The organism is Aliiroseovarius lamellibrachiae (genome assembly GCF_018599245.1).
GTDB classification, from domain to species: Bacteria; Pseudomonadota; Alphaproteobacteria; order Rhodobacterales; family Rhodobacteraceae; genus Aliiroseovarius; species Aliiroseovarius lamellibrachiae.
Genome location: NZ_JAHEVJ010000001.1, coordinates 494833 through 519100 on the forward strand (window position 1 = coordinate 494833; position 24268 = coordinate 519100).

At 56.0% G+C, this 24268-nt stretch carries 23 protein-coding genes; 10 read left to right on the plus strand and 13 right to left on the minus strand.

Translation table 11 applies throughout. The features are described from left to right. Positions 1 to 66 precede the first annotated feature (66 nt). Genes KKW20_RS02490 through KKW20_RS02500 form a run of 3 tightly spaced genes read left to right on the plus strand, consistent with a single transcriptional unit; the run spans position 67 to position 2394 of the window. Entirely contained in the window at positions 67 to 534 is a 468-nt protein-coding gene (locus tag KKW20_RS02490) for a PaaI family thioesterase (RefSeq protein ID WP_214565761.1), read from the plus strand. Beyond that, entirely contained in the window at positions 531 to 1052 is a 522-nt protein-coding gene (locus tag KKW20_RS02495; protein ID WP_214565762.1) for a PaaI family thioesterase, read from the plus strand. Before KKW20_RS02490 ends, KKW20_RS02495 begins: the two co-directional genes overlap by 4 nt. 58 nt (positions 1053 to 1110) lie before the next feature. Then, on the plus strand, positions 1111 to 2394 hold the full coding sequence (locus KKW20_RS02500; RefSeq protein ID WP_214566058.1) for an MATE family efflux transporter: 1284 nt from the start codon (positions 1111 to 1113) through the stop codon (positions 2392 to 2394). Here KKW20_RS02500 and arsC read toward each other — a convergent pair. Genes arsC through KKW20_RS02515 form a run of 3 tightly spaced genes read right to left on the minus strand, consistent with a single transcriptional unit; the run spans position 2391 to position 4131 of the window. Continuing rightward, positions 2391 to 2735, minus strand: a complete 345-nt coding sequence (gene arsC / locus KKW20_RS02505; RefSeq protein WP_214565763.1) for an arsenate reductase (glutaredoxin) — start codon at positions 2733 to 2735, stop codon at positions 2391 to 2393. The genes KKW20_RS02500 and arsC overlap by 4 nt on opposite strands. Further along, entirely contained in the window at positions 2732 to 3796 is a 1065-nt protein-coding gene (locus KKW20_RS02510; protein ID WP_214565764.1) for a quinone-dependent dihydroorotate dehydrogenase, read from the minus strand. The genes arsC and KKW20_RS02510 overlap by 4 nt, the downstream gene beginning before the upstream one ends. Next, a complete protein-coding gene (locus tag KKW20_RS02515; protein WP_214565766.1) occupies positions 3793 to 4131 on the minus strand; it encodes a DUF952 domain-containing protein in 339 nt (112 codons plus the stop codon). Before KKW20_RS02515 ends, KKW20_RS02510 begins: the two co-directional genes overlap by 4 nt. A gap of 144 nt (positions 4132 to 4275) precedes the next feature. Between KKW20_RS02515 and KKW20_RS02520 the strand changes: the two genes are divergently transcribed. Further along, positions 4276 to 5103: a bifunctional allantoicase/(S)-ureidoglycine aminohydrolase gene (locus KKW20_RS02520; RefSeq protein ID WP_214565768.1), complete on the plus strand. Its 828-nt coding sequence runs from the start codon at positions 4276 to 4278 to the stop codon at positions 5101 to 5103. Here the strand turns inward: KKW20_RS02520 and KKW20_RS02525 are convergent, their stop codons facing one another. The 3 genes from KKW20_RS02525 to puuE all read right to left on the minus strand — a co-directional run bounded on the left by KKW20_RS02525 (position 5104) and on the right by puuE (position 7767). Next, complete coding sequence (locus KKW20_RS02525; protein ID WP_214565770.1) at positions 5104 to 5778, minus strand: GntR family transcriptional regulator; 675 nt, start codon at positions 5776 to 5778, stop codon at positions 5104 to 5106. Between the two features lie 76 nt (positions 5779 to 5854). Further along, entirely contained in the window at positions 5855 to 6355 is a 501-nt protein-coding gene (locus KKW20_RS02530; RefSeq protein ID WP_214565772.1) for an ureidoglycolate lyase, read from the minus strand. Beyond that, a complete protein-coding gene (puuE, locus tag KKW20_RS02535) occupies positions 6352 to 7767 on the minus strand; it encodes an allantoinase PuuE (RefSeq protein WP_214565774.1) in 1416 nt (471 codons plus the stop codon). The genes KKW20_RS02530 and puuE overlap by 4 nt, the downstream gene beginning before the upstream one ends. A 210-nt stretch (positions 7768 to 7977) precedes the next feature. Between puuE and KKW20_RS02540 the strand changes: the two genes are divergently transcribed. The 3 genes from KKW20_RS02540 to KKW20_RS02550 all read left to right on the plus strand — a co-directional run bounded on the left by KKW20_RS02540 (position 7978) and on the right by KKW20_RS02550 (position 12767). Then, positions 7978 to 9549 (plus strand): bifunctional metallophosphatase/5'-nucleotidase, encoded by a 1572-nt coding sequence (locus tag KKW20_RS02540; protein WP_214565776.1) that lies wholly within the window; start codon positions 7978 to 7980, stop codon positions 9547 to 9549. 225 nt (positions 9550 to 9774) lie between these two features. Beyond that, positions 9775 to 11196 (plus strand): amidase, encoded by a 1422-nt coding sequence (locus tag KKW20_RS02545; RefSeq protein ID WP_214565778.1) that lies wholly within the window; start codon positions 9775 to 9777, stop codon positions 11194 to 11196. Positions 11197 to 11234: 38 nt separating this feature from the next. Then, the gene (locus tag KKW20_RS02550; protein WP_214565780.1) at positions 11235 to 12767 is read left to right on the plus strand and encodes a malonate--CoA ligase; all 1533 of its coding nucleotides are present in this window, start codon (positions 11235 to 11237) and stop codon (positions 12765 to 12767) included. A gap of 18 nt (positions 12768 to 12785) precedes the next feature. On the opposite strand, the gene KKW20_RS02555 is transcribed toward KKW20_RS02550, so the two are convergent. The 6 genes from KKW20_RS02555 to KKW20_RS02580 all read right to left on the minus strand — a co-directional run bounded on the left by KKW20_RS02555 (position 12786) and on the right by KKW20_RS02580 (position 19481). After that, positions 12786 to 14123 carry an NAD(P)/FAD-dependent oxidoreductase gene (locus KKW20_RS02555; RefSeq protein ID WP_214565782.1) on the minus strand — a complete coding sequence of 446 codons (1338 nt, stop codon included), beginning with the start codon at positions 14121 to 14123 and terminating at the stop codon, positions 12786 to 12788. 3 nt (positions 14124 to 14126) lie between these two features. Further along, positions 14127 to 15488, minus strand: coding sequence for a glutamine synthetase family protein (locus KKW20_RS02560; RefSeq protein WP_214565784.1), 1362 nt, complete (start codon positions 15486 to 15488; stop codon positions 14127 to 14129). Beyond that, a complete protein-coding gene (locus tag KKW20_RS02565; protein ID WP_214565785.1) occupies positions 15488 to 16297 on the minus strand; it encodes an ABC transporter permease in 810 nt (269 codons plus the stop codon). Before KKW20_RS02565 ends, KKW20_RS02560 begins: the two co-directional genes overlap by 1 nt. Beyond that, entirely contained in the window at positions 16294 to 17184 is an 891-nt protein-coding gene (locus KKW20_RS02570) for an ABC transporter permease subunit (RefSeq protein ID WP_214565787.1), read from the minus strand. Before KKW20_RS02570 ends, KKW20_RS02565 begins: the two co-directional genes overlap by 4 nt. Next, a complete protein-coding gene (locus KKW20_RS02575) occupies positions 17181 to 18326 on the minus strand; it encodes an ABC transporter ATP-binding protein (RefSeq protein WP_214565789.1) in 1146 nt (381 codons plus the stop codon). The genes KKW20_RS02570 and KKW20_RS02575 overlap by 4 nt, the downstream gene beginning before the upstream one ends. A 69-nt stretch (positions 18327 to 18395) precedes the next feature. After that, a complete protein-coding gene (locus KKW20_RS02580) occupies positions 18396 to 19481 on the minus strand; it encodes a polyamine ABC transporter substrate-binding protein (protein WP_214565791.1) in 1086 nt (361 codons plus the stop codon). 162 nt (positions 19482 to 19643) lie between these two features. On the opposite strand from KKW20_RS02580, the gene KKW20_RS02585 reads away from it, so the two are divergent. The 3 genes from KKW20_RS02585 to KKW20_RS02595 all read left to right on the plus strand — a co-directional run bounded on the left by KKW20_RS02585 (position 19644) and on the right by KKW20_RS02595 (position 23162). Continuing rightward, on the plus strand, positions 19644 to 20303 hold the full coding sequence (locus tag KKW20_RS02585; RefSeq protein ID WP_214565793.1) for a GntR family transcriptional regulator: 660 nt from the start codon (positions 19644 to 19646) through the stop codon (positions 20301 to 20303). A 96-nt stretch (positions 20304 to 20399) separates the two neighbouring features. Beyond that, the gene (locus tag KKW20_RS02590) at positions 20400 to 21794 is read left to right on the plus strand and encodes an aspartate aminotransferase family protein (RefSeq protein ID WP_214565795.1); all 1395 of its coding nucleotides are present in this window, start codon (positions 20400 to 20402) and stop codon (positions 21792 to 21794) included. 66 nt (positions 21795 to 21860) lie between these two features. Further along, positions 21861 to 23162 (plus strand): NAD(P)/FAD-dependent oxidoreductase, encoded by a 1302-nt coding sequence (locus tag KKW20_RS02595; RefSeq protein ID WP_214565797.1) that lies wholly within the window; start codon positions 21861 to 21863, stop codon positions 23160 to 23162. 2 nt (positions 23163 to 23164) lie between these two features. Here the strand turns inward: KKW20_RS02595 and KKW20_RS02600 are convergent, their stop codons facing one another. Then, complete coding sequence (locus KKW20_RS02600; protein WP_214565799.1) at positions 23165 to 24172, minus strand: GlxA family transcriptional regulator; 1008 nt, start codon at positions 24170 to 24172, stop codon at positions 23165 to 23167. Positions 24173 to 24268: the final 96 nt, after the last annotated feature.

Consider the following 24268-nt stretch of genomic DNA (forward strand, 5'->3'; position numbering starts at 1 on the left):
TCATTGAATTGCAAGAGCCAATAAAAGGCGGCACCACGACGGACAAAACCAGATGGAATTTAGCGTATGACCAACGACCTCACGCCCGAAAAGAAAGCGGAAATTGCGCGCGGGTTTACCGAAGCCATTCCCCATTGTCGTGCGCTGGGCATGAGTTTGGTTGATATCGGAGAGGGCGAGGCGACCATTTCTATGCCATATGACGACCGTTTTGTGGGCGACCCGCGCACCGGTGTGATCCACGGTGGGGCGGTCTCGGCCTTGATGGATACCTGTTGCGGGGCCGCGGTGATGAGCCACCCAGAGGCGCCCGCCATCACCGCCACCATCGATTTGCGCATTGATTACATGCGTCCCGCCACGCCGGGGCAGAGGATCACCGCCAAAGCGACCTGTTATAATGTCACCCGATCGGTTGCATTTGTGCGCGCGGTGGCCTTGGACGAGGATGAAAACCGCCCCGTAGCAACGGCAACCGGCGCCTTCACCGCAGACGGTGACCCGAGCCGAAAATCAACCGAGGCTTTGTCATGACCACGGCCCCCAAACGCCCCCGTCCTGAACCCGTAGAAGTCATCAAGCATCGCCGCGACAGCACCTTGTCGGCGCTGGTCAATGGCGTGCCTTACATCAGTTTTCTCGGGATCGAAGTTGAACGACATGGGGATGAGCTGACGGCCATACTTCCCTTCGCGGACAAGCTGATCGGCAATCCAATGCTGCCTGCGATCCATGGCGGCGTGACAGCGGCCTTTTTGGAAACGGCAGCGGTGATTGAACTGACATGGGTTGGGCTTTGGGCGGATATGGAAGCCGGTGCGCTTGATCAAACTTATCTGCAGGATGAGGCCCTGCGTCGCCTGCCGAAAACCATCGACTTTTCAATAGATTATCTAAGATCGGGCCTGCCGCGTGATGCCTATGCGCGTGCACGGGTTGTGCGGTCTGGTCGGCGCTACGCTTCTGTGCATGTCGAAGCCTGGCAAGACAACCGCACCAAGCTTTTCGCCCAAGCGACCGGGCATTTTCTAATGCCAAACCTCGCAGGGTAACTTGGGTCAGCCCGTCCGCCAAAGCTCGCAAGAGATCACCCATAAACGTATCCTGCACATGGCGGTGCCCATTGTGCTGGGCAATATCACTGTGCCAATTTTGGGTGTGGTGGACACGGGCGTTGTTGGTCAGCTGGGCGAAGCGGCCCCGATTGGCGCTGTGGGCATTGGCGCGTGGGTCTTGTCTGCGCTGATCTGGGTGTTTGGCTTTTTGCGCATGGGCACAACGGGCATGACCGCGCAGGTTTACGGGTCGGGTGACCGGTTGGAAACATCCGCCATGCTGATGCGCGCCTTGATGATCGCCTTTGTTGTCGGGCTGGGTATGATTGTGTTTCAAGCTCCGCTCATTTGGGCCGCCTTACAAGCTTCCCCTGCTTCGCCAGAGGTGGAGAGCCTCGCGCGCACATATCTGAAAATCCGCATTTTCTCGACCCCGGCCGCGGTGGGGCTTTATGCGATCACCGGATGGATGATCGCGATTGAACGCGCCCGCGGGGTGATGTGGCTTCAACTTTTAATGAACGCAATCAATATCTTGCTGGATATTTGGTTTGTGCTTGGGCTGGGCTGGGGCGTGGGCGGTGTGGCCTTTGCGACGTTGATCGCAGAATGGAGCGGGCTGGCGTTTGGCCTTTACCTGTGTCGCGATGCGTTCCAAATCCCCGGCTGGGCCAACCCCAAACGCATTCTTGATCGGGTGATTTTGAAACGCATGGCCGTGGTGAACAGCGATATCTTGATCCGGTCACTTTTGCTGCAAGCGATCTTTGTCAGTTTCGCCTTTGTTGGGGCCTCGTTTTCGGACGTTGAGCTGGCCGCCAATCAGGTGCTTTTGCAATTCTTGACTGTCACCGCCTATGCGATGGATGGGTTCGCTTACGGGGCTGAGGCGCTGGTGGGCCAAGCGGTTGGTGCGCGCAATCGGCGGGCACTTCGGCGGGCATCTGTGATGGCCAGCTATTGGGCGGCAGGGATCGCGATCACGATGGGGCTGTGTTTCTGGCTGTTTGGACCTTGGATTATTGATCTTATGACCACCGCTGAAGACGTGCGTGTGGTTGCGAAAGTCTTTTTGATTTACATGGTGTTATCACCCATTTTGGGCTGGCCAAGCTGGATGCTCGATGGGATTTTCATCGGCGCCACACGTTCGGCGGACATGCGCAATATGATGGCAATTTCAGCGCTTGCTTATGCGGTTGCGCTGTATTTGTTGATGCCCATCTATGGGAACCACGGATTGTGGATTGCGCTTTTGATCAGCCTGACCATGCGCGGCATCACATTGTTTTTGCGCTACCCCGCACTCGAACGCAGCGTTCAGGCGGACCCGTCTTAAAGGATCTCCAAAACGCTTTCAGGCGGGCGGCCAATACGGGCTTTGCCACCGTGAAATACAATGGGGCGCTCGATCAGAATGGGATGTGCGGCCATGGCTTTGATCAGCGTGTCTTCCGCATCTGTTTTGCTTAACCCCAGCTCTTTGAACAGGCGTTCGCCGGTCCGCATGATGTCGATTGGGGCAACGGCCAATTGCCGACAGGCGGTGCGGATGTCCTCTGTACTGGGGGCATCGTCCAAATATTTGCGGATGTGCACGTCGCCTTTGTCCTCGATCAGCGCCAGTGTTTGACGTGATTTTGAACAGCGCGGATTGTGCCAGATGGTGATGTCACTCATAGCCATGCCTCGCGCCCGGTGCCAACGGCATCACTGACGTGATCAAACCCATCGCGCGCCAACAGATCGTCCAACCCGCGGGCAATCTCTTCCACCAAACTTAGCCCGTGATAGGCCAAGGCGGAGTAAAGCTGCACCACCGAGGCGCCCGCGCGGATTTTGGCATAGGCATCTTCGGCGGATGCAATGCCGCCAACGCCGACCAAAGGGAGTTTCCCGTCACTCAGCTGGCTTAGTTTTGCCAGCACGCGCGTAGACTTTTCGAACAATGGTGGGCCAGAAAGCCCCCCCATTTCCGATTTATGTGCACTTTTCAAACCTTCGCGCGATAATGTGGTGTTGGTTGCAATCACCGCGTCGATGTTCACCTCAAGCGCCACATCAACGATTTCCGCAAGCTCATCGTCGCTCAGATCCGGGGCGATTTTCAAAAAGATGGGGATGTATTTCTCAAGCCCGCCACGCACATCCTGAACGCCTTTTAAAAGCCCCCGAAGTGCATCCGCCCCCTGCAAATCCCGCAGTTTTTCGGTGTTGGGGGAGGAGACATTGACCGTCGCAAAATCTAGATTTGGGCCGCAGAATTCCAGTACTTTTGCAAAATCAGCGGCGCGATCATCGCTGTCTTTGTTGGCGCCAAGGTTCAGGCCAACAGGCACAGGGCGGCGGCGATCACGACGTGCTAAACGCGCATTCGCGGCCTCCATCCCTTCGTTGTTAAAGCCAAACCGGTTGATCACAGCCTTGTCGTCCGTCAGGCGAAACAAACGTGGCTTTGGATTTCCGGGCTGTGCGCGCGGGGTGATTGCGCCCACTTCGATAAAACCAAACCCCGCTTGGCAAAGTTGTGCAACGGCCTGTGCATTTTTGTCATATCCAGCCGCCAAACCCACGGGGTTCAGCATGTCCATCCCGCAAAAATTGGTTCTGAGCCGCTCGCTGGTCACATCCCCAACCAAAGGCACAACGCCCGCCCGCAGCGCCATAATGGACAGTGCGTGCGAGCGTTCGGGGTCCACTTGATGCAGGGCCTTGATGGCAAGCTTTTCAACGATGTTCATAGCATATCCTTCGGAAATTCATGCCCGTCTTTGCCAAGCGGTAAGGCGCAATGCCAAGACACTTCGCTGATCTTCAATTCGCGGAACAAATGCGGAAACAGCGCGCCACCGCGCGAGACCTCCCATTTCAGGGCCTCGCCCATGGCATCTGCGTCAAAGGCCACCAAGGTTAGGTCACGCTCATCTGTGAAATGCTTTGCCGCCGTCTCTTGGGCCTGATCAGCTGTTGAAAAATGGATGAAACCGTCCGCCAGATCAACGGGCGCGCCGGTGGTGCGTCCGGCGGCTTGAAACGCGGCCCATTCCGGGGCCCGGAGGATTTTGTAAATCAGCATGGGGATCACATGCCAAGCAGGGCGCCCTACGTCAAGGTCACGCCGCGGCTTGAGCGGCTGGAATGTGGAATTGGGTTGGCTCGGCAGGAGAATTTGTTAACAATGTGCTGAGATATCGAAACATGCAGTTTGAAAAGGCCCACCATGAGCAAACCCACCTATTATGCCCCGTCTGGCGGGCTGCCGCCGCAAACGCAAATTCTGACCGATCGCGCCATGTTTACCGAGGCTTACGCGGTGATACCCAAAGGTACATTTTCCGACATTGTGACCTCGGCCTTGCCGTTTTGGGAGGACGCTCGGTTTTGGGTGATTGCACGCCCGCTGTCTGGTTTTGCCGAGACGTTTTCGCAATATATCGCAGAGGTGCAGCCCGGCGGTGGGTCTGACCGGCCCGAGTCCGATGAAAACGTGGAATGCGTGTTGTTTGTGGTTGCGGGGGCGTTGACCCTGACCATTGATGGGATTGCGCATGATTTGGTCGAAGGTGGCTATGCATATCTTCCGCCGGCAGCAAAGTGGACGTTGCGCGCGACAGGGCAAGCACCGGCCAAATTCCACTGGGTGCGCAAGGCGTATCACGCGGTTGAGGGGCTGGATGCGCCGGACGCCTTTGTGACCAGCGATCAGGATGTTGCCCCCACATTGATGCCGGACACCGACGGCGCCTGGGCCACCACGCGCTTTGTGGATCCAACCGACCTGCGCCACGATATGCACGTCAATATCGTGACGTTTCAGCCCGGTGGCGTGATCCCGTTTGCCGAAACTCATGTGATGGAGCATGGGTTGTATGTGCTTGAAGGAAAAGCGGTTTACCGGCTTAATCAGGATTGGGTCGAAGTGGAGGCCGGTGATTTTATGTGGCTGCGCGCCTTTTGTCCGCAGGCTTGTTATGCGGGGGGGCCGGGGCCGTTTCGCTATCTTCTCTATAAGGATGTCAACCGGCACATGCCGCTCAGCTTTGGTTGATCACTCGCGCATCAGCAAATCGCGCAGGGCAGCGGGCCTGTCCTGCGCAGGATCAAAGCGCAAATCTGCCTCGAGATGTGACAGGTGCCGATCCATTTCAGCCAAGACCTGTGCCTCATTTCGGGCAGCCAAAGCGGTCACAATGCGCCCATGTTCGCCCTTGTCGCAATTGGTCCCTTCGTTCGCACCGTAAAGCCCGATGATCAAGGCAGAGCGCATGGTCAAATCCGCCAAAAATCGTTGCAGTACAGCGTTGTCGGCGATCTCAGCAATGCGCAGGTGGAAGGCCGAGGAGAGGCGTAGCGCGCGGGGGGTGTCGCCGTCCGAGCGGGCGTCGTCTTCGTCGCGCAAAATCGTGTTCAGGTCGTCCAAATCTTCGGGTTTCAGGTTCGTGCAGGCCTGCCGCAATACCGTGCGCTCAATGGCGCGGCGCGCTTGAAAAATATCCCGCGCTTCTTTGGGCGAGGGTGAGATCACAAAAGCGCCGCGATTGGGGATCAAATCTACCACATTTTGCGCAGCCAAAGAGGCCAGCGCCCGGCGTACATTGGCCCGGTTGCAGGCAAACATGTCGCTTAATGCTTGCTCGCCCAGTTTGGTGCCCGGCGGCAGACGACGTTCGGCAATGGCTTCTTGTATGGTCTTTTCAATCCGGTCTTCGATGGTCGCCTTCATGGCCTGTCCAATGCGTGTTTGGGCGCGATTTGGCGTGATAAATAAGGGCAATAAGCAATGATTGCAATCGCTGCCCCTAGAGCGGAGTTTCTGGTTGGGACGAGACGATAATCCACGGGGTATCAAAGCGGTGTTCTTCCAGATTGGGCGCCGTACCAATATGGTCAATCACCGCAAAAAGCCCCTGTCGGTCTAGTGGCGCCAACACCCCGTGCCAAGTGCCGCGATGCAGGTTGATGGCTTGATCCGGCCGCATGATGAACGCGTGTGGCGTGCCGGGGGTCCCACTTTCATTCGCGCAGACAGTTATCAAAAGAGGCACCCCATTCATCGGAATAAAGGCTTGTGACCCTTCGGGATGACGCTCCACCAGATCCAGTTCATAGGGAAAGCGACGCGGTTTGCCGTCAAACAGGCTAATGCCGGCCCGGCCAGACCCAAAGTCCAGTTGGGCCAGGTCGTGATGGCGCTGGCACATGCCTGCATTAATGGTCAGGCTGTCGCGATCTGCCAGCTCCAGCACATCCCCAAAGGGGGCAAAGGCGTCTGCGGTGAGGGGCTGGGCGATAATCGTCATGCAAACGCGTCCATCAGGCGAAATTCTGCGATGCGTTCTACCTGACGACAGGCTTCGTCAAACTCGGCGTCCGTATCTTGGCCGATCCGACGACGGAACGCTTCCAGGATAGAGGCTTTGCTGTGGTCGCGCACCGCGATGATAAAGGGAAACCCGTGTTTTTCCATATAGGCAGTGTTGAGGGCGGTGAAGCTTGCACGTTCTTCATCGGTGAGCATATCAAGCCCGGCTGTCGATTGCTCGGACGTGCTCTCGGCGGTCAATCGGCCAGCTCGGGCGAGCTTTCCTGCAAGATCCGGGTGCGCGTTCAACACCCCCAGCCGTTCCGTCAGACTTGCCGTGCGAAACGCCCGACATAGCACATTGTGAACGCCTGCCGGGCCGTCGTGGGCAGGGCCGAGTTCAAGGTCATGGGCGCGTTCAGCGACCCAAGGGGAATGTTCAAAAATGCCGCCATATGCCGTGATAAACCGTTCTTTCGCCATCTGGCTGGGGCGTTCGATGCGCCGGTGCGGGTGGGTTTTTGCCCAATGCTGTGCAATCTCGATCCGGCGCGGACACCAGACACCGGGGTGTGATTGGATGTGATCAATAAAGCGCTTTAGCCCGGCAATTTTTCCGGGGCGTCCGATCAGGCGGCAATGCAGTCCCACGGTCATCATCGCGGGGCGCCCGGCCTGACCTTCTGCGTAAAGCACATCAAAGGCATCGGTCAGATAGTCTTCGAAATCGCGCCCGGTGACCCAGCCGGGGGCTGTGGCGAAGCGCATGTCATTGGCTTCGAGTGTATAGGGGATGATCAATTGGTCTTGCGCGCCAAGCTCTAGCCAATAGGGGAGGTCATCATCGTAAGTGTCTGATATATAGTCAAAACCACCTTCTTCGGCGACAAGGCGAACTGTGTTTTCCGAACAGCGTCCTGTGTACCAGCCGCGCGGGCGGGTGCCGACCACTTCGGTGTGCAATCGGATCGCTTCAGCAATTTGAGCGCGCTCTTCGTCTTCGGGCATGTCCTTATGTTCAACCCATTTCAACCCGTGGCTGGCAATTTCCCATTCGGCGGATTTCATTGCGGCCACTTGATCGGGGCTGCGGGCGAGGGCGGTGGCGACCCCATAGATGGTCAACGGAATGCCCGCGCCGGTAAACAGGCGATGCAGCCGCCAAAACCCGGCCCGCGCGCCATATTCATAGATGCTTTCCATATTCCAGTGGCGTTGCCCTTGCCACTGCGCGGCCCCTGGAATGTCGGAGAGAAATGCTTCGGATGCGGCGTCACCATGCAAGACGCAGTTTTCGCCACCTTCTTCGTAATTCAGCACGAATTGCACCGCGACTTTGGCGCCCTGTGGCCAGTTTGCATTGGGGGGATTGGCGCCATGGCCGCGCATATCACGCCGATATCGTTGCATGTTCACCTCTATGTATCTTGCCGATTTGGGCGGAGAGTTATTGTCGTATGATAGGCTGAGCTGTGGATTGTTAACAAGATCTGTCAGCAAAAAAACACCATTCCTGTCAAAGGTTGCCGTTGCGGCATCGTGTAGGGGCTTTGACAAGCCCCCCCGACTCGCGCAACTCTTGCCCATCATAAAATTTGGACCACATTCAGGGGGGTTCCCATGTTGAAACGATTTTTGACGACGGCCGGTGCGCTGGCCATGACATCCGGTATGGCGGCGGCGGATTATTCGCTGACCATTTTGCACACCAATGATTTCCATGCGCGGTTTGAGCCGATTTCGAAATACGACAGCGGCTGCTCGGCAGAGGACAACACCGAGGGCAAATGCTTTGGCGGCTCGGCCCGTTTGATCACCGCACTTGCGGATGCGCGCGCGCGGTCAAACAACTCGATCCTGGTGGACGGTGGCGATCAATTCCAAGGCACGCTGTTTTACACCTATTATAAAGGCAAACTGGCTGCCGAGATGATGAACAAAATGGGCTATGACGGGATGACCGTCGGCAACCATGAATTCGACGATGGCCCAGAGGTTCTTCGTGGGTTCATGGACGCTGTGGATTTCCCCGTGCTGATGTCCAATGCCGATGTTTCAGGCGAGCCTTTGCTGCACGGTAAATTGGCGAAATCCACTGTGATTGAGCGTGGCGGCGAGAAAATCGGCATGATTGGCCTGACGCCACAAGACACGGATGAGCTGGCGTCCCCCGGTGCCAATGTGATCTTTACTGATCCGGTGGGTGCTGTTCAGGGCGAAGTTGATAAGCTGACCGCCGAAGGTGTGAACAAAATCATCGTGCTCAGCCACTCGGGCTACGGCGTTGACCAAAAGGTTGCGGCGGGCACCACGGGTGTCGACGTGATTGTCGGTGGCCACACCAACACGCTGCTTTCAAACACAAATGAGCGTGCCGAGGGGCCATATCCAACCATGGTCGGCAACACCGCAATTGTGTCGGCCTATGCGTATGGCAAGTTCCTTGGCGAGCTGAATGTGACCTTTGACGATGATGGAAACATTAAAGAAGCCAAAGGCGAACCGATCATCATGGACGGTGGCGTTGCAGAAGATGACGCCACGAAAGCACGTATCGCAGAGGCGGCTCTTCCGTTGGAAGAAATCCGATCAAAAGTGGTTGCCAGCGCTGCTGAGGCAATTGATGGCGAGCGCGGTTCTTGCCGTGCTGCGGAATGTGCGATGGGCAATATCATTACCGATGCGATGCTTGCGCGGGTGAAAGATCAGGGCGTGCAGATTGCGATCCAAAATGGCGGCGGTATCCGGGCATCCATCGATGCGGGCGATGTGACCATGGGGGAAGTGCTGACGGTCCTGCCGTTCCAAAACACGTTGTCGACCTTTCAAGTGGATGGGGCAACCATTGTCGCCGCTCTTGAGAACGGTGTGAGCCAGCACGAAGAAGGTGCGGGTCGGTTCCCACAGGTTGCCGGTCTGAAGTTCAGCTTCGATGTGTCGAAACCCGCTGGCGAACGGGTGTCAGACGTGATGGTGATGGAAGGGGACGCATTTGTGGCGATTGACCCTGCCAAAACCTATGGTGTCGTGTCCAACAACTATGTGCGCAATGGTGGTGACGGGTATAAAATGTTCCGGGATGCTCAGCACGCCTATGATTATGGTCCTGATCTGGCGGATGTGACGGCCGAATATATGGCCGCAATGGGGCCTGTGACGCCAAAACTGGATAACCGCATCACTCAGAAATAACGCAACATTACTGACTGTTGAAAGGGCGGGGGAAACTCCGCCCTTTTTTGTTGGGGGGGGCTGCACAGCGGCAAGCTGGTTGTCTCGTTTTAAGGCCCCTCAGCTTTTGGCACGCTCAGATTTTGGCACACTCAAATGTCCCCCACCACCCGAAGGCTTGTAACCGTACCGATCCAATTGAAACCTGATCCCAAAGCGTTAGACTATCCAAAACGGGAGAGAAAAATGGCTTTCACAGGCTCAGAGCTCTGCGCATTAGAGGCGCATGTCGTGGTGCGGTTGCTCAAGAGTAAGGAGCTGTCCCCGGAAGAGCTGATCAATGCGGCTGATGCGCGATTGGCGCAGGTGGATCCGGATGTAAATGCTGTTCCAACCCGGTGCGTTGAACGCGCCCGAACCCATGCGAGCGGGCTACAGCGCAAGGTGGATGATCCCGGCTGGCTGGCCGGGTTACCAATTGGGATCAAAGATTTAACCGCTGTTTCGGGGGTGCGATCGACCTTTGGCACAAAAGCGTTGGCACAAAATATCCCCACGGACAGTGATCCGTTGGTTTTGCGGCTGGAGGGGCGGGGGGGGCTGGTCATGGGCAAGACCAACACGCCTGAATTTGGTGCCGGGGGCAATACCTATAATGATGTCTTTGGGGCAACATTGAACCCCTATCACACACGTCTGAATGCGGGTGGGTCCTCGGGCGGCGCTGCGGTGTCGCTTGCGACAGGCGCATTTTGGCTTTCCCACGGATCTGATCACGGTGGCAGCCTGCGCACCCCGGCGGCCTATTGCGGCATCGTGGGGTTGCGGACCTCGCCGGGCTTGGTCGCGCGTGGATCCGTGACCGGGTTCATCGGTGAAGGTGTGGAGGGGCCAATGGCGCGTTCGGTCACAGATTGTGCGTTGTTTTTGGATGCAATGACGGGATTTGACAGTCGCTCTCCGATCAGTTTTCCCAAGCCTGTGGCGTCCTATCAGGATGCGCTTGACCAAGTGTCCCGGCCCCGCATCGCCTGGGCACCAGACCTGGATGGGTTTGCACCTGTGGATGCGGATATGGCACGTTATTTGTCGCGCGCAATGGGTCTGATTGAACGGGCTGGGGCGCATGTAGACGAGGCTTGTCCGGCGTTGCCCAATCTTGAGCGGACCTATCACCAATTGCGCGGCTTAATGTGGGCCGCAAATTTTGCCAAAGCCCCCAAATCCTTGACCCAGAGCTTCAAACCAACATTGGCCGAAAACCTTGCTTATGGGATGTCACTGACGGCGACGGATTTTGCCGAAGCACAGCTTGGCCGCTCTGTTATCTATGACAATATGCGTCAGTTCTTAAGCGGGTATGATGTTGTGGCCTGTCCCGTGGTGGGAAATATGCCCCATGCGCAATCCGAAGAATGGGTGCGTGAAGTCGGTGGGAAAACCCTGACGGGATATATGGATTGGCTGCGCTTTGCCTTTTTGGCGACCACTGCCGGGCTGCCTTCTGTTTCGGTGCCTGTTGGCTGGTCAGATGACGGCTTGCCCGTGGGATTGCAATTGATCGGCCCGCCACGCGGTGAGGCGACAGTGCTTGCAACCGCCAAATGGATTGAAGATGCCATGGGCGGGCCAAATCGCCCAATTGACCCGGTTGTCACGCCCGGATAACCGACAGATATTCGGATTTAACAAAACGAGAACGCAAAATGTACAGTCAGAACCATCTTGCCCATGCGATATCCAAAGCCTCTGATGGGCGACACGATGCGGTGTTTTTAACCGATTTTACCAGTGGCGATCAGATAAGTTTCGGCGCGTTTTGGGACAATGCAGAGCGTATGGCTGCGATGTTGGTTGGGCTTGGTGTTGTGCCGGGAGACCGAGTGGCGGTGCAAGCCCCCAAAGAGGTCCCGATGCTGGAGCTCTATGTCGGAACTCTGCTGGCAGGGGCGGTTTTTTTGCCGTTGAACACCGGGTATACGCCTGACGAAGTCGCCTATTTTCTCGGTGATGCTGCTCCGCGCGTTTTTGTCTGTGATCCGACGCGTTTAGACCTGATGACACCGGTTGCCACCGCCGCTGGTGTGGCGCATGTCTTGACCTTGGGAACACGCAGTTCCGGCACATTGTTGCCCGCGCGTGATGCGATGTCACCGGGGTTCGAGGCGGTCGCGCGTGGCCCTCTGGACCTTGCCGCAATCCTTTACACATCCGGCACCACTGGGCGGTCCAAGGGGGCGATGCTGACGCACCGTGCGCTCGCATCGAATTCCGAGACCTTGCGTGATTATTGGCAGTTCACGGACCAAGATGTGTTGATCCATGCCTTGCCAATTTTCCATACCCATGGGCTTTTTGTGGCGACCAATGTGACCTTGATGGCCGGTGCACAGGCAATCTTTATGGGTGGGTTCGACGCCGATGCGGTGTTACGCGCCATGCCAATGGCCACGGCATTGATGGGCGTTCCGACCTTTTACACCCGCCTTTTGAAAGACCCTCGTTTGGGCGAGGCTGCGGCAAATATGCGCCTGTTTGTGTCAGGGTCTGCCCCTCTGCTGGCCGAAACTCATGACCAATGGCGTGCCACCACCGGGCACGCGATCTTGGAACGCTACGGTATGACCGAAACCAATATGAACACCTCGAACCCTTATGACGGGGATCGCCGGGCTGGCACCGTTGGTTTTCCTTTGCCGGGGGTGGAGCTGAAGGTGGTGGACCCGGATACGGGCGATGCGCTGCCAAAAGGCGAGATCGGCGTGATCGAAGTGCGTGGTGACAACGTCTTTGCCGGCTATTGGCAGATGCCGGAAAAAACCGCAGAAGAGTTGCGCCCCGATGGGTGGTTCATCACGGGGGATCTTGGGTTTGTGGATGACGCGGGCTATGTGACCATTGTTGGACGCGGCAAAGACCTGATCATTACCGGTGGCTTTAATGTCTATCCAAAAGAGGTCGAGGGGCTGATTGATGATCTGCCCGGTGTCTTGGAAAGCGCCGTTATTGCCGTGCCCCATGCCGATTTTGGTGAGGGCGTTGTGGCTGTTGTCGTCCCCAAAGACGGGGCCGAGATTGGCGAGGCGGATGTGATGGCAGGCCTGTCAGGAATGCTGGCCAAGTTTAAGCAGCCCAAAAAGGTGATCATTGTTGGCGCGCTGCCGCGTAATACAATGGGTAAGGTGCAGAAAAACGTGATGCGAGAGACCTATAAAGACCTGTTGTCCAGCAGCTCGTGATCGGGCTTTGCGCCGGTTTCACGCTTCGGGGGATGACGGCGCAGGGCCATCAATCAGCCGATACCCCAAAAAAGCCGCATGTAAATAATTGCGTCGGAACCCTGCCATTGGAAAGCGTTTCAGCGGGCTTTGATGAACCTGTGACCCGGCGGTTTCCCCCATCGCCAGCTGGGCCAATTGTGCGCCAGCCCAGGTGCTCATCGCGAGGCCATTGCCGTGATAGTTCATCCCGGTCCAGGCATTCTCCCAGCGCCCAATGGGGCCGATATACGGCAGGAGATCCCGCGACAGGCTGACCAGTCCAGACCAGAAGTTTGGGGTCTCGACATGGGCCCATTTGGGAAATAGGGCTGACAGGTCTCGTTTGATTTGTCCTCGCATCTGACGCTGTCCCTGCGGACTGGCAGAAATATTTCCGCGCGTTCCCATCAGAAAGCGTTTGCCGGGTAACATTCTGAAGTAATGAAGCAAATTTCGGGTGTCATACGCCATGAGATCGGTGGTCCAGCCTTGGGCGGCTATCTCTTCATCGCTTAAAACTCGTGTGACAAGTATATTGGATTGCAGCGGCATGTAACGGCCACGCAGCCAATTGGGCACGTCATCGGATGAATATCCATTTGTTGCAAGAATGAGCTTTTTTGCCCGCAGCGTGCCAGTGCGCGCATGAAGAACATAGCTTCCCCCTTCGCGGGTGATCCGCGTGACCGGGCTGTGCGCGCGGATGTCTGCACCAGCCGACTGGGCTGCACGGGCGAGACCGAAGACATATTTTCCTGGGTTTAAGGCAAATCCTAAACGGACATGAAGGCCCGCCTGAAACGTGCCAGACATTCCACGCTCTGCAAGGGCATCACCGGGAAGGAACTGTGAGGAAACCCCCAGGGTTTTCAGTTGCTCTGCCTCTGATTTCAGGTCGGAAATCGCCTGTGGTCGATGGGCCAGCTGTAACTCCCCATCTGAATGTGTGTCGGCGTCAATTTCGTGTGTTTCCAATAGTTTGCGAACAAGATTGATCGCGTCGCATTGGGTGGCGAAATAGGCCTTTGCGGCCTCGTTCCCGAACCGTTTTGCGATTTTAGTGAACCCAAGCTTGTCGCCGCCTACACAGCAAAACCCCCCGTTGCGGCCAGAGGCCCCCCAACCGGGTTTTTCGCTTTCCAAAAGGGTTATCGACACACCGGATTGCGCAAGATGCAAAGCGGCCGACAGACCAGTATAGCCGCCGCCAATCACCGCAACCTCGCTGACGATGTCGCCGTTCAGTTGAGGCCACGGGTGGTCGGGCAGGGGCCAGATACACTCTGTCCGCGCCGCATCTGAATAGGCATATGGTTCATAGATACGGCGCGTCATGGGTTACAGCCGGCCAAGATAGGCGCGGTATTCCACTTGGCTAATCTCGCGGGTCAATTGCGTGATTTCGTCATGGCGAACGGCGGTGTGGATGTCCACATAGCGGTCCCCAAACAGCGCGCGCGCGATTTGGGAGGTGCCAAACCGATCAACAGTCTGACGCCAATCGTCCGAAAGGCTGTCAGCAGGAACCGCTTTGGGGTCATCCAAAGGCAAGGGCACAGAGGCGCCCGTTTCAAGGCCGTGCAACATCCCGCCCAGAATGGCGGCGATTGCCAGATAGGGGTTCACGTCGGCCCCAGCGATGCGGTGTTCCATACGTGCGGCGGGCCCGTTTGTCTCTGGAATGCGCACGCCTGCGGCGCGGTTGTCCAACCCCCAATCGGGGGCGGAGGGGGCGAAACTCATCGGTTTGAACCTGCGATAAGAGTTCATGTGCGGCGCAAAAACGGCCTGTAGATCCCGCATGGTGTCAAGCGTGCCACCGACCGCATTCAGCAACACTTCAGACGGGCCATCCCCCTGATGATCAAAGATGTTTTTGCCATCATTATTCACAACGGATGCATGCACATGCATTCCGTTTCCGGGATAATCCGCATAGGGTTTGGCCATGAAACTGGCTTCCATCCCATGCGCACGGGCAACGCCGCGCACCAATCGACGGAACCAGACGGCGGTATCGGCCGCATGCATCACATCATCGGTGTGGTGGAAGTTGATCTCAAACTGACCGGGGCCGTATTCGCAGATGAGCGTATCTGTCGCGAGGCCTTGGGCGGCGGATGCGGACAATATGTCATCCAGAATGCCCTGCGTGCGTTCCAACACCTCAAGGTCGTAATTCTGTGCGGTGGGCGAGCGATCCGGTGGGGTTGGACCGTCGCTTTCATTGTCGCGGGGTTTAAAAAGGTAAAACTCCAGCTCGGTCGCCAAAACAGGATGCCAGCCTTTGGCGTGAAATTTCGCGACCATATCGGCAAGCTTCTGACGCGGGGACAAATCACTAAGGGCGCCAGTGTCCGGGTCGATCATTTCGACCTGCACCTGCGCAACTTTGGTTGTCCCACCGCCAATATTGACCCATGGCACAGGCTTTAGGGTGCCCGCGATGGGAACGATATGACCATCTGGGTCGCCGACGATGATGCCAAGACCAGAGGCTTCGACCTCTTCACCCAAGATATTCGGGGCATAGGTTGAAAGGGGCAGACGTACCGCCCCTTTTGCCAATTTGTCCGCGTCCTCCCCCGGCAACCATTTGCCGCGCAAAATGGCGTTCATGTCACACAACATAAGCTCGATACGGTCGGGCTTTCCGTGCGCCTCACAATAGGCGGCGTATTCGGTCAGAAAATCGCTCATTAGATGGCTTCTCTCTCGTCTTTTTGCTTTTTGGCGATGGCGCGTTTTGTGGTGAGGGATGCCCCAATTACGCCGATGGTCACAAGGCCAATCATGATAGTCGACAGGGCGTTGATCTCTGGGGTGACCCCCAAACGCACGGCCGAGAAGATTTTGATCGGCAGGGTGGTAGAGCTTGGACCAGAGGTGAAGCTTGCGATCACCAGATCGTCCAGCGACAGGGTGAAGGCCAAAAGCCAGCCCGAGATCACCGCCGGTAAGATGATCGGCAGGGTGACAAGGCGGAAGGCCTCAAACCCGGTGCAGCCCAAATCCAATGCGGCCTCTTCCAGTGATTGATCAAAGGTCACAAGGCGTGAGGACACCACAACCGAGACGTAACACATTGAAAATGTTGTGTGTGCCAGCACGATGGTCAGCACGCCGCGGTCCAGCCCGATGGCGATGAACAACAACAGCAGCGACAGGCCGGTGATCACCTCTGGCATCACAAGTGGGGCGTAGATCATGCCTGAAAACAGCGTGCGCCCACGAAACCGTCCCGCCCGCACCATGACATATGCGGCCATGGTGCCAAGAATGGTGGCAAAGGTCGAGCTGATCACCGCGACTTTTAATGTGACCCAGGCCGCGCTTAAGAACGCCTCGTTCTGAAACAGCTCGCCGTACCATTTGAAGGAAAACCCGGACCAGACCGTGACCAGTTTCCCTGCGTTGAAGGAATAGAGGATCAGGATCAGCATCGGGATGTAAAGGAACGCAAACCCAAGCGTCAGGGTGAGCGTGTTGAACCAGCTGAGCTTTCTCATTTGCCCGCCTCCCGTTGTTTTTCTTCGTTCCGTTGAAAGAGCACAATTGGGATGATGAGGATGAGCAAGAGCACCACCGCCACCGCAGAGGCCACAGGCCAGTCGCGGTTCGCGAAGAACTCTTCAAAGAGCACCTTACCAATCATCAGGGTTTTGGACCCACCCAGAAGTGCCGGGATCACATATTCGCCCATTGCGGGGATAAAGACGAGGAAGCTTCCGGCGACAATGCCCTGTTTTGACAGGGGAAATGTGACCAGCCAGAAGGCGGTGAACCGTGAACACCCAAGGTCTTCCGCGGCTTCCAACAGGCTTTCATCCAAACGCTCCAGGGCTGCGTAAATGGGCAACACCATAAAGGGTAAATAGGTGTAAACGATGCCGATATAGACCGCGATATTGGTATTTAAGATGACCAGAGGTTCATCAATCAAACCGATCCCAATAAGGAATTGGTTCAGAAAGCCTTCGTTCGACAAGATTGCTTTCCAAGAATAAACCCGGATCAGAAAAGAGGTCCAGAACGGCAGGATGATCAGCATCATCAATGTCGGGCGCCATTCATCCGGCGCACGCGTCATGCCGTAGGCAATGGGATATCCGACCAGCAACGTCAGAACGGTCGAAATAATCGCGATTTTAAGGCTGGAAAGATAGGCTTTCCAATAAAGATCATCTTCGGTCAGCCAGACAAAATTCTCCATGTCCAAACCGGCCCACCATTCGCGCACACCCGCCCAACCCTGGGCGATGTCCAACGTCGGGGTATAAGGTGGAATGGCCAGTTCAGTGTCAGAAAGGCTGATTTTCAGGACAATTAGAAACGGCACCAAAAACAGCGCCAGAAGCCATAGATATGGGATAGAGATCAGCGCGAATCGTTTCATGACGTCAGTACCACACCGGCTGTGTCGGTAAAGGACAACCAGACCTGCTGCTCCCAAGTGATTGCGCGCCGGCTGATGCGTCGCGTATTGGCGGCCTGGGCTTTTATCAGCGTGCCATTCGCCGCCTCAATCACATAGGTCGACATGTTTCCAAGATAGGCGATGTCCAGAACCGTGCCGCTGAGCGCGTTGGTCACACCTTCGGGACGGTCGGTGGAAATGGTCACCTTTTCCGGGCGGATGGCCAGTGTGGCTTCGGTGCCATGTGGGATTTCATCATGGGCAATGCCGGTCAGATCTTGCTGACCTTCCGCCCAGGAAATGCTGGCGTGATCATTGCCCGATTTGACAACTTTGCCCTTAATCAGGTTCACATCCCCAATGAAATCAGCAACATAGATGTTGCCCGGTTCTTCGTAGATTTTTGCAGGCGTATCGACCTGAACGATTTTTCCGTGATCCATGACAGCGATACGCGAGGCGACGGTCATGGCTTCTTCTTGGTCGTGGGTCACAATAACAAAGGTGGTGCCGGTGGTTTCCTGAATATCCATCAGTTCAAATTGGGTGTCCTGACGCAGCTTTTTGTCCAGCGCGCCCAGCGGTTCATCCAGCAACAACAGTTTGGGCGCCTTGGCGAGCGACCGCGCAAGGGCGACCCGCTGCCGTTGGCCACCGGAAATCTGATGTGGCTTGCGAGAGGCAAACTTATTGAGCTGAACCAGAGATAACATCTCTTCGACGCGCGCGGCGATCTGATCCGCGGGAAGCTTGTCGCGTTTCAGCCCGAAGGCGATGTTGTCGGCAACGGAAAGATGAGGGAATAAAGCGTAGGATTGGAACATCATGTTCACCGCACGCTTGTTTGGCGGCACCGCAGACATATCCTGGCCGTCGATGGTAATTGAACCCTCGGTTGGCGTTTCAAACCCGCCCAACATCCGCATCATCGTCGTCTTCCCGCAGCCCGAGGGCCCGAGCAAAGCAAAAAACTCTTTTTCGTAGATGTTGATCGTCAGGTCGTCGATGGCGGTAAAATCGCCAAAGCGTTTGGTCACATTTTCAAAGCGGATCAAGGGTTTTTGGCTTGGGTCTTTCCAAGGTTCAAAAACAGGCTCAAGGGCCTTGGCGGCGTCAGACATTGGCATTCCTCGGGGAAAAGGGAACCCCCTGCGCCGTTCCACGGAACACGCAGGGGGCAAAAAGTGGGTTTAGGTGCCCGACTTGATTTTGGTCCAAAGACGGGTGGCAACCCGCTGAACTTTTGATGGGTAAGCACCCTTAACGTAAAGGTTTTCCATTGCTTCTGGTGACGGATAAATCGCCGGATCGCCGATGACATCCTCTTCCAAAAACTCTTGCGAGGCTTTGTTGCCATTGGCGTAGTAGACATAGTTTGATGCGGCGGCCATGTTATGTGCGTCCAAAATGAAATTGATGAACTTATGGGCGCCTTCGGCGTTTGGTGCGTCCGCCGGCACGGCCATTTGGTCGAACCACATCAAGGCGCCTTCTTTTGGCGCATTATAGGCGATTTCCACGCCGTTTTCTGCTTCGTCCGCACGATCGCGCGCTTGCAACACGTCGCCGGACCAGCCGAATGCCACGCAGATTTCACCATTGGCCAGCGCGTTGATGTATTCCGAGCTGTGGAATTTCTGAATGTAGGGCGCAACGGGGGCCAGAACCTCTTCGGCGCGTTTGATCACTTCGGGGTCTTTGCTGTTGGGGTCTTCGCCCAGATATTTCAGCGCGGCGGGGATAACCTCATCCGGTGCGTCAAGGAAATGCACGCCGCAGCCCGCCAGTTTTTCCATATTTGCAGGATCAAAAATCAGAGCCAAGCTGTCGATTGGTGCATCCGCCCCAAGAGCCTCGGTGACTTTGGCAACATTCACCCCCAAGCCTGTCGTGCCCCACATATAGTTGACCGAATAGGCGTTACCGGGGTCAAACTGTGCGGTGCGCTGGGCAATCACATCCCAAATATTGCCGGCATTGGTCAGTTTCGACTGGTCCAGGGGCTGAAATACCCCAGCGGCGATCTGGCGTTCCATAAAGGATGCTGTGGGTACAACGACGTCATAACCTGACCCGCCCGCCAGCATTTTCGTTTCCAGAACCTCGTTTGAATCGAACACATCATAGATCAGGTCGATCCCGGTTTCGGCTTCGAATTTCGCCAATAACTCTTCGTCGATATAGTCAGACCAATTATAAACGCGCACTTCTTCGGCGGTGGCTGCCGTGGCAACCAGCGCAAGTGCGGTCCCCAGTTTGAGCATTGAAGTCTTCATTTTATTCTCCCTGTGTGTGAGCCTTTGGCCCGTTGTTGGATATTTGATCAAAAAAAACGTCTTCGCGCAATATGGTAAAATTACCCCTGTCAGGTTAGGGTTCAAAAAAAGCTTAGCTATGACGCCCGAGTTGGCAAAGATTTTGTGACAGGAGAGAGCAAGGTGGAAGAAAAAACCGCCAAATTGCCGGACCACCAAAGGGTCTATCGCAAACTGCGTGAGATGATTTTGTTTGGTGAACTTGCCCCCGGGCAGCCCGTGACCATTCAGGGCTTGGTCGCTGAGCTGGATGTCGGCATGACCCCGGTGCGCGAAGCAATCCGACGACTGACCTCTGAGGGGGCTTTGGTGTTCAAGGGCAATCGGCGGGTATCCGTTCCGCACCCTGATATCGCACAATGGGAAGAGATCAGCTTTGCGCGCCTATCCGTGGAACCAGAGCTGGCCCGAAAAGCCGTTGAAAACATTGGGAAAGATGACATTGACCGTCTTGTTTTCTTTGACGACGAAGTGAATGCGGCCATCGCCCGTGGCGATGTGCGCGGGTATCTGGAAAACAATTATAGGTTCCATGCCTATCTCTATGAACGGGCGGGAACGGACGTGCTTTTGTCGATCGCAAATATGCTTTGGCTGCGCGCGGGACCGTCGCTTCGTGTTGTGTTGGGGCGCTATGGCACGGCCAATCTTCCAGACAAACATGCCGAGGCGCTCGCGGCCCTTCGCATGGGGGATGCCCAAGGGGTGTCGGATGCTATTCATGGTGACATCGAGCAGGGAATCGCACAGGTCAGGTCGATCCTGAAGGATGGAGATATTTGATCATATTTAACGCTCCCCGTTGACACCATTTTTTTTGATCATATTCTGGTGGCAAGTATGAATGTGCTGGTTGAACCGGCCTTAGGAGTGTCCGAAATGAACAAAATTACGAATCACCTGCCGACCGCTGAGCTGCAAGCCATCGATGCGGCCCACCATATGCACCCCTTCACCGCTGACGGTGAATTGAAGCAAAAAGGCGCGCGCGTCATCACCTCGGCCAGTGGGGTGTACCTAAAAGATAGCGAAGGCGAAGAGGTGCTGGACGCAATGGCCGGTCTGTGGTGCGTCAATATCGGCTATGGTCGGGATGAGTTGGCGGATGTTGCCGCGCGCCAAATGCGCGAGCTACCCTATTACAACACGTTTTTTCAAACAACGCATGTGCCGGCAATTGCCTTGGCGCAAAAACTGGCTGAACTGGCCCCCGGCGATCTGAACCACGTCTTTTACGCCAACGGCGGATCTGATGCGAATGACACCAATATCCGGATGGTCCGCACGTATTGGGCGGAAAAAGGTCAGCCAGAGCGTGACGTGATTATTTCGCGCTGGAATGCCTATCACGGGTCGACTGTTGGCGGTACCTCGCTGGGTGGGATGAAAGGCATGCACGGCCAAGGCAGCCTGCCGATTCCCGGAATTGAATTCATCGACCAGCCTCATTGGTGGGCAGAAGGCGGCGACACGACACCAGAAGAATTTGGTCTGGAACGTGCCCAGCAGCTTGAGGCGAAGATCAACGAGGTTGGCGCCGACAAAGTGGCTGCCTTTATCGCGGAACCTGTGCAAGGGGCAGGGGGGGTGATCATCGCACCTGACACCTACTGGCCTGAAATTCAACGGATTTGCGATAAATATGACATCCTGTTGATTGCGGATGAGGTGATCTGTGGATTTGGTCGCACGGGCAATTGGTTTGGCTCGCAAACGGTTGGAATCACACCTGATATTATGACGATCGCCAAAGGGCTCAGCTCTGGTTATGCGCCAATTGGCGGGTCAATCGTGAACGACAAAGTGGCCGCCGTGCTGGCCGCGACCGAGTTTAATCACGGCTATACCTATTCCGGTCATCCGGTGGCCTGTGCCGTTGCGCTTGAGAACCTTCGCATTATCGAAGAAGAGAAGATTGTGGATCACGTCCGTGATGTGGCAGCCCCTTACCTGGCCGAAAAATGGCACTCGCTTGCGGATCATCCGATGGTTGGTGAGACCAAAATTGTCGGTCTGATGGCGTCACTTGCTTTGACCCCGAACAAAGAAACCCGTGCGGCGTTTGCGTCTGATGCGGGCACCGTGGGCTACATCACGCGCGAATGCAGCTTTGGCAACAATCTGATCATGCGCCATGTGGGGGATCGGATGATCATCGCGCCGCCCTTGGTGATCACGACCGCCGAGATCGATATTTTGATTGAACGCGCGCGTAAATCGCTGGATCAGGCCTATGAGAAAGTGAAAGCCCAAGGGCTGTTTGTCGAAGCCTGATATCTGATTTTGAAGACGAGGTCTGCCGTGTGGCGGGCCTCAATCCCCTCCAATCGAGAGAGCATCATGGACATCCTTACAGCCAACGACCGCGTTGGACAGTACCCTGCATCTTGGTACGCAGCGACGGCTGATGCACCGGGTCTTTATCCCGAGGCCAAAGGGGATATCTCTTGTGATGTGTGCATCATCGGGGGGGGCTTTACCGGGCTGTCAGCGGCACTTCATATGGCCGAAAAAGGCTTTGATGTTGTGCTGGTTGAGGCGCACCGGGTTGGCTTTGGTGCCTCTGGTCGCAATGGCGGCCAAGTGGGCACCGGGCAGAGATTGGAGCAAGATGAGCTTGAGGAAATGCTCGGCAAAACCGTCGCCCGCTCGCTTTGGGATTTGTCGCTGGAATCTGTGCAATTGGTGCGCGACATGGTGGCGGAGCATGCGCCGGAGGCTGGGTTCACCGACGGGATCTTGCACGCTGATCACCGTGCGCGATTTGTGCCCGACAATCACGCCTATGCGCGCAAAATGAACGACGAATATGGCTATGATCTGATCCGGCCGGTGGACAAGGACGAGATGCGCCACCTCTGCGGCTCCCCCGCTTATCATGGTGGGACATTGGATATGGGCGGCGGGCACACGCACCCTTTGCGGTTGGCGTTTGGCATGGCGCGTGCGGCCGTTGCCAAAGGCGTACGGATCTATGAAACAACGCGTGTGACAAAGGTTGCTGAGGGTGATCCTGCAAGGGTGAAGACGGAAAGTGCTGATATTTCAGCGCGATATGTGCTTTGGGCTTGCAACGGGTATTTGGGTCATGCGCAGAAAAATGTCGCGGCCCGGGTGATGCCGATTAACAATTATATTCTCGCGACAGAACCGTTGGAGGACGATTTCGCCAAAAGCTTGATCCGTGAAGGGCATGCGGTGGCGGACAGCAAGTTTGTGATCAATTACTTCCGCCTGTCGGAAGACAACCGGATGCTGTTTGGCGGGGCTGAAAGCTATGGTTATCGGTTCCCGAAAGACATTGTGAAACTTGTGTCCAAGCCAATGTTGGAGATCTACCCGCAACTCAAGGACACGCGCGTCGATTATGCGTGGGGCGGGACATTGGGCATCACGCTGAACCGCATGCCGCATTTTGCGCGCTTGAACGGCAATATCCTGTCGGCGTCGGGGTATTCCGGGCATGGGGTGGCGATGGCCACACTCGGCGGGAAATTGGCGGCGGAAGCTTTGGCGGGTCAGGCGGAGCGGTTTGATCTTATGGCTGACGTTCCAACACCGCGCTTTCCGGGCGGGGCGACACTGCGTTGGCCGCTGTTGGTTGCGGCGATGTTGTGGTTTTCGCTGCGCGACAAGCTGTAAGTTTAGTCGTTCCAGGTTTTCCGAAAGGAGGACGGCGAATGCCCAAAGCGTTTTCGAAACTGAATGGCAAGCTGTGAAGTGCTGGTAAACCCCGAGGCCGCCGCAATTTCAGTAATCGACAAGCTGGTTTCATTGAGCAACGCATAGGCCCGTTTCACGCGAAGATCCGCGTAGAATTGTAGCGGCGTTGTGTGCACGTAAAGTTTGAATAACCGCTCCAGCTGACGCCGTGAAATATTCACCTCTCTGGCCACGTCGTCCATGCTAACACTGTCCTCTAAGGATGCATTCATGAATTGCATTGCATTGATAAGGTGTTGATTTCGAACGCTTAATGCCTCGGAATAGGCGGATTTTTGGGGCGATTTTCGGGTGTTGGATCGCGCGTGAATACACATATCTGCAACGATCACGGCAAGGTCTTTTCCGTGATCTCGTTCGATCATATTCAGCATCATGTCAAGCGACGCATTCCCGCCGCCGCAGGTCATGATGCCATCGTCAATTTCATATAGATTGTTGGTGGGCTCGAGCCCGATGAAATGTTCGACAAAGGCGGGTTGGTTTTCCCAATGCAGGGTAAAGCTTCGACCCCGTAAGAGACCCGCCTTGGCCAGGGTAAACGCCCCCGTGCAAATTCCCCCAATGTGACAGCCAAACGCACGTTGCCGGCCAATCCAGTTCAAAATTCTGCTGCTTGTGCTGTCAATTGGTTCGACCCCGGAACATATAAATGCCATTGAGGATTTCGGCAGGTTGATCAGGTCGTAATCTGGGGTCACCGCAATCCCGTTGGAGCATCGAACCGGCCCGCCGTCTTCCGTCAATAAATGCCAACGATATAGCTCTTTGTTGGTCACCTGATTGGCCACGCGTAACGGCTCCACCGCGGCGCTCAGCGCCAGCATGGTCAGTTTGGGCAAGAGCAGAAAATAGATGTCCGTCCCCGGGCCATCATAATCAATGTGAAAACAGGCGGCCCCTTTGGGCACAAAGCTACGTTGTTTCATGTCATAAGCCTAACACAGCTGTTGCAGCTGAAGGAATTCGAATGACCACACCAGATTTATCGCATGCGTGCGCATGGTTTCGCGACGTGAATGCTG

Excerpts from the sequence above, each read along its gene's own strand:
- KKW20_RS02595 (WP_214565797.1), top strand. The coding sequence starts at position 21,861 with ATGGACATCCTTACAGCCAACGACCGCGTTGGACAGTACCCTGCATCT.
- KKW20_RS02500 (WP_214566058.1), top strand. The coding sequence starts at position 1,111 with ATGGCGGTGCCCATTGTGCTGGGCAATATCACTGTGCCAATTTTGGGT.
- KKW20_RS02510 (WP_214565764.1), bottom strand. The coding sequence starts at position 3,796 with ATGAACATCGTTGAAAAGCTTGCCATCAAGGCCCTGCATCAAGTGGAC.
- KKW20_RS02575 (WP_214565789.1), bottom strand. The coding sequence starts at position 18,326 with ATGTCTGACGCCGCCAAGGCCCTTGAGCCTGTTTTTGAACCTTGGAAA.
- KKW20_RS02515 (WP_214565766.1), bottom strand. The coding sequence starts at position 4,131 with ATGCTGATTTACAAAATCCTCCGGGCCCCGGAATGGGCCGCGTTTCAA.
- puuE (WP_214565774.1), bottom strand. The coding sequence starts at position 7,767 with ATGCAACGATATCGGCGTGATATGCGCGGCCATGGCGCCAATCCCCCC.
- KKW20_RS02555 (WP_214565782.1), bottom strand. The coding sequence starts at position 14,123 with ATGACGCGCCGTATCTATGAACCATATGCCTATTCAGATGCGGCGCGG.
- KKW20_RS02550 (WP_214565780.1), top strand. The coding sequence starts at position 11,235 with ATGTACAGTCAGAACCATCTTGCCCATGCGATATCCAAAGCCTCTGAT.
- KKW20_RS02580 (WP_214565791.1), bottom strand. The coding sequence starts at position 19,481 with ATGAAGACTTCAATGCTCAAACTGGGGACCGCACTTGCGCTGGTTGCC.
- KKW20_RS02590 (WP_214565795.1), top strand. The coding sequence starts at position 20,400 with ATGAACAAAATTACGAATCACCTGCCGACCGCTGAGCTGCAAGCCATC.
- KKW20_RS02525 (WP_214565770.1), bottom strand. The coding sequence starts at position 5,778 with ATGAAGGCGACCATCGAAGACCGGATTGAAAAGACCATACAAGAAGCC.
- KKW20_RS02565 (WP_214565785.1), bottom strand. The coding sequence starts at position 16,297 with ATGAGAAAGCTCAGCTGGTTCAACACGCTCACCCTGACGCTTGGGTTT.
- KKW20_RS02495 (WP_214565762.1), top strand. The coding sequence starts at position 531 with ATGACCACGGCCCCCAAACGCCCCCGTCCTGAACCCGTAGAAGTCATC.
- KKW20_RS02520 (WP_214565768.1), top strand. The coding sequence starts at position 4,276 with ATGAGCAAACCCACCTATTATGCCCCGTCTGGCGGGCTGCCGCCGCAA.
- KKW20_RS02570 (WP_214565787.1), bottom strand. The coding sequence starts at position 17,184 with ATGAAACGATTCGCGCTGATCTCTATCCCATATCTATGGCTTCTGGCG.
- KKW20_RS02530 (WP_214565772.1), bottom strand. The coding sequence starts at position 6,355 with ATGACGATTATCGCCCAGCCCCTCACCGCAGACGCCTTTGCCCCCTTT.
- KKW20_RS02545 (WP_214565778.1), top strand. The coding sequence starts at position 9,775 with ATGGCTTTCACAGGCTCAGAGCTCTGCGCATTAGAGGCGCATGTCGTG.
- KKW20_RS02560 (WP_214565784.1), bottom strand. The coding sequence starts at position 15,488 with ATGAGCGATTTTCTGACCGAATACGCCGCCTATTGTGAGGCGCACGGA.
- KKW20_RS02540 (WP_214565776.1), top strand. The coding sequence starts at position 7,978 with ATGTTGAAACGATTTTTGACGACGGCCGGTGCGCTGGCCATGACATCC.
- KKW20_RS02490 (WP_214565761.1), top strand. The coding sequence starts at position 67 with ATGACCAACGACCTCACGCCCGAAAAGAAAGCGGAAATTGCGCGCGGG.
- KKW20_RS02600 (WP_214565799.1), bottom strand. The coding sequence starts at position 24,172 with ATGAAACAACGTAGCTTTGTGCCCAAAGGGGCCGCCTGTTTTCACATT.
- arsC (WP_214565763.1), bottom strand. The coding sequence starts at position 2,735 with ATGAGTGACATCACCATCTGGCACAATCCGCGCTGTTCAAAATCACGT.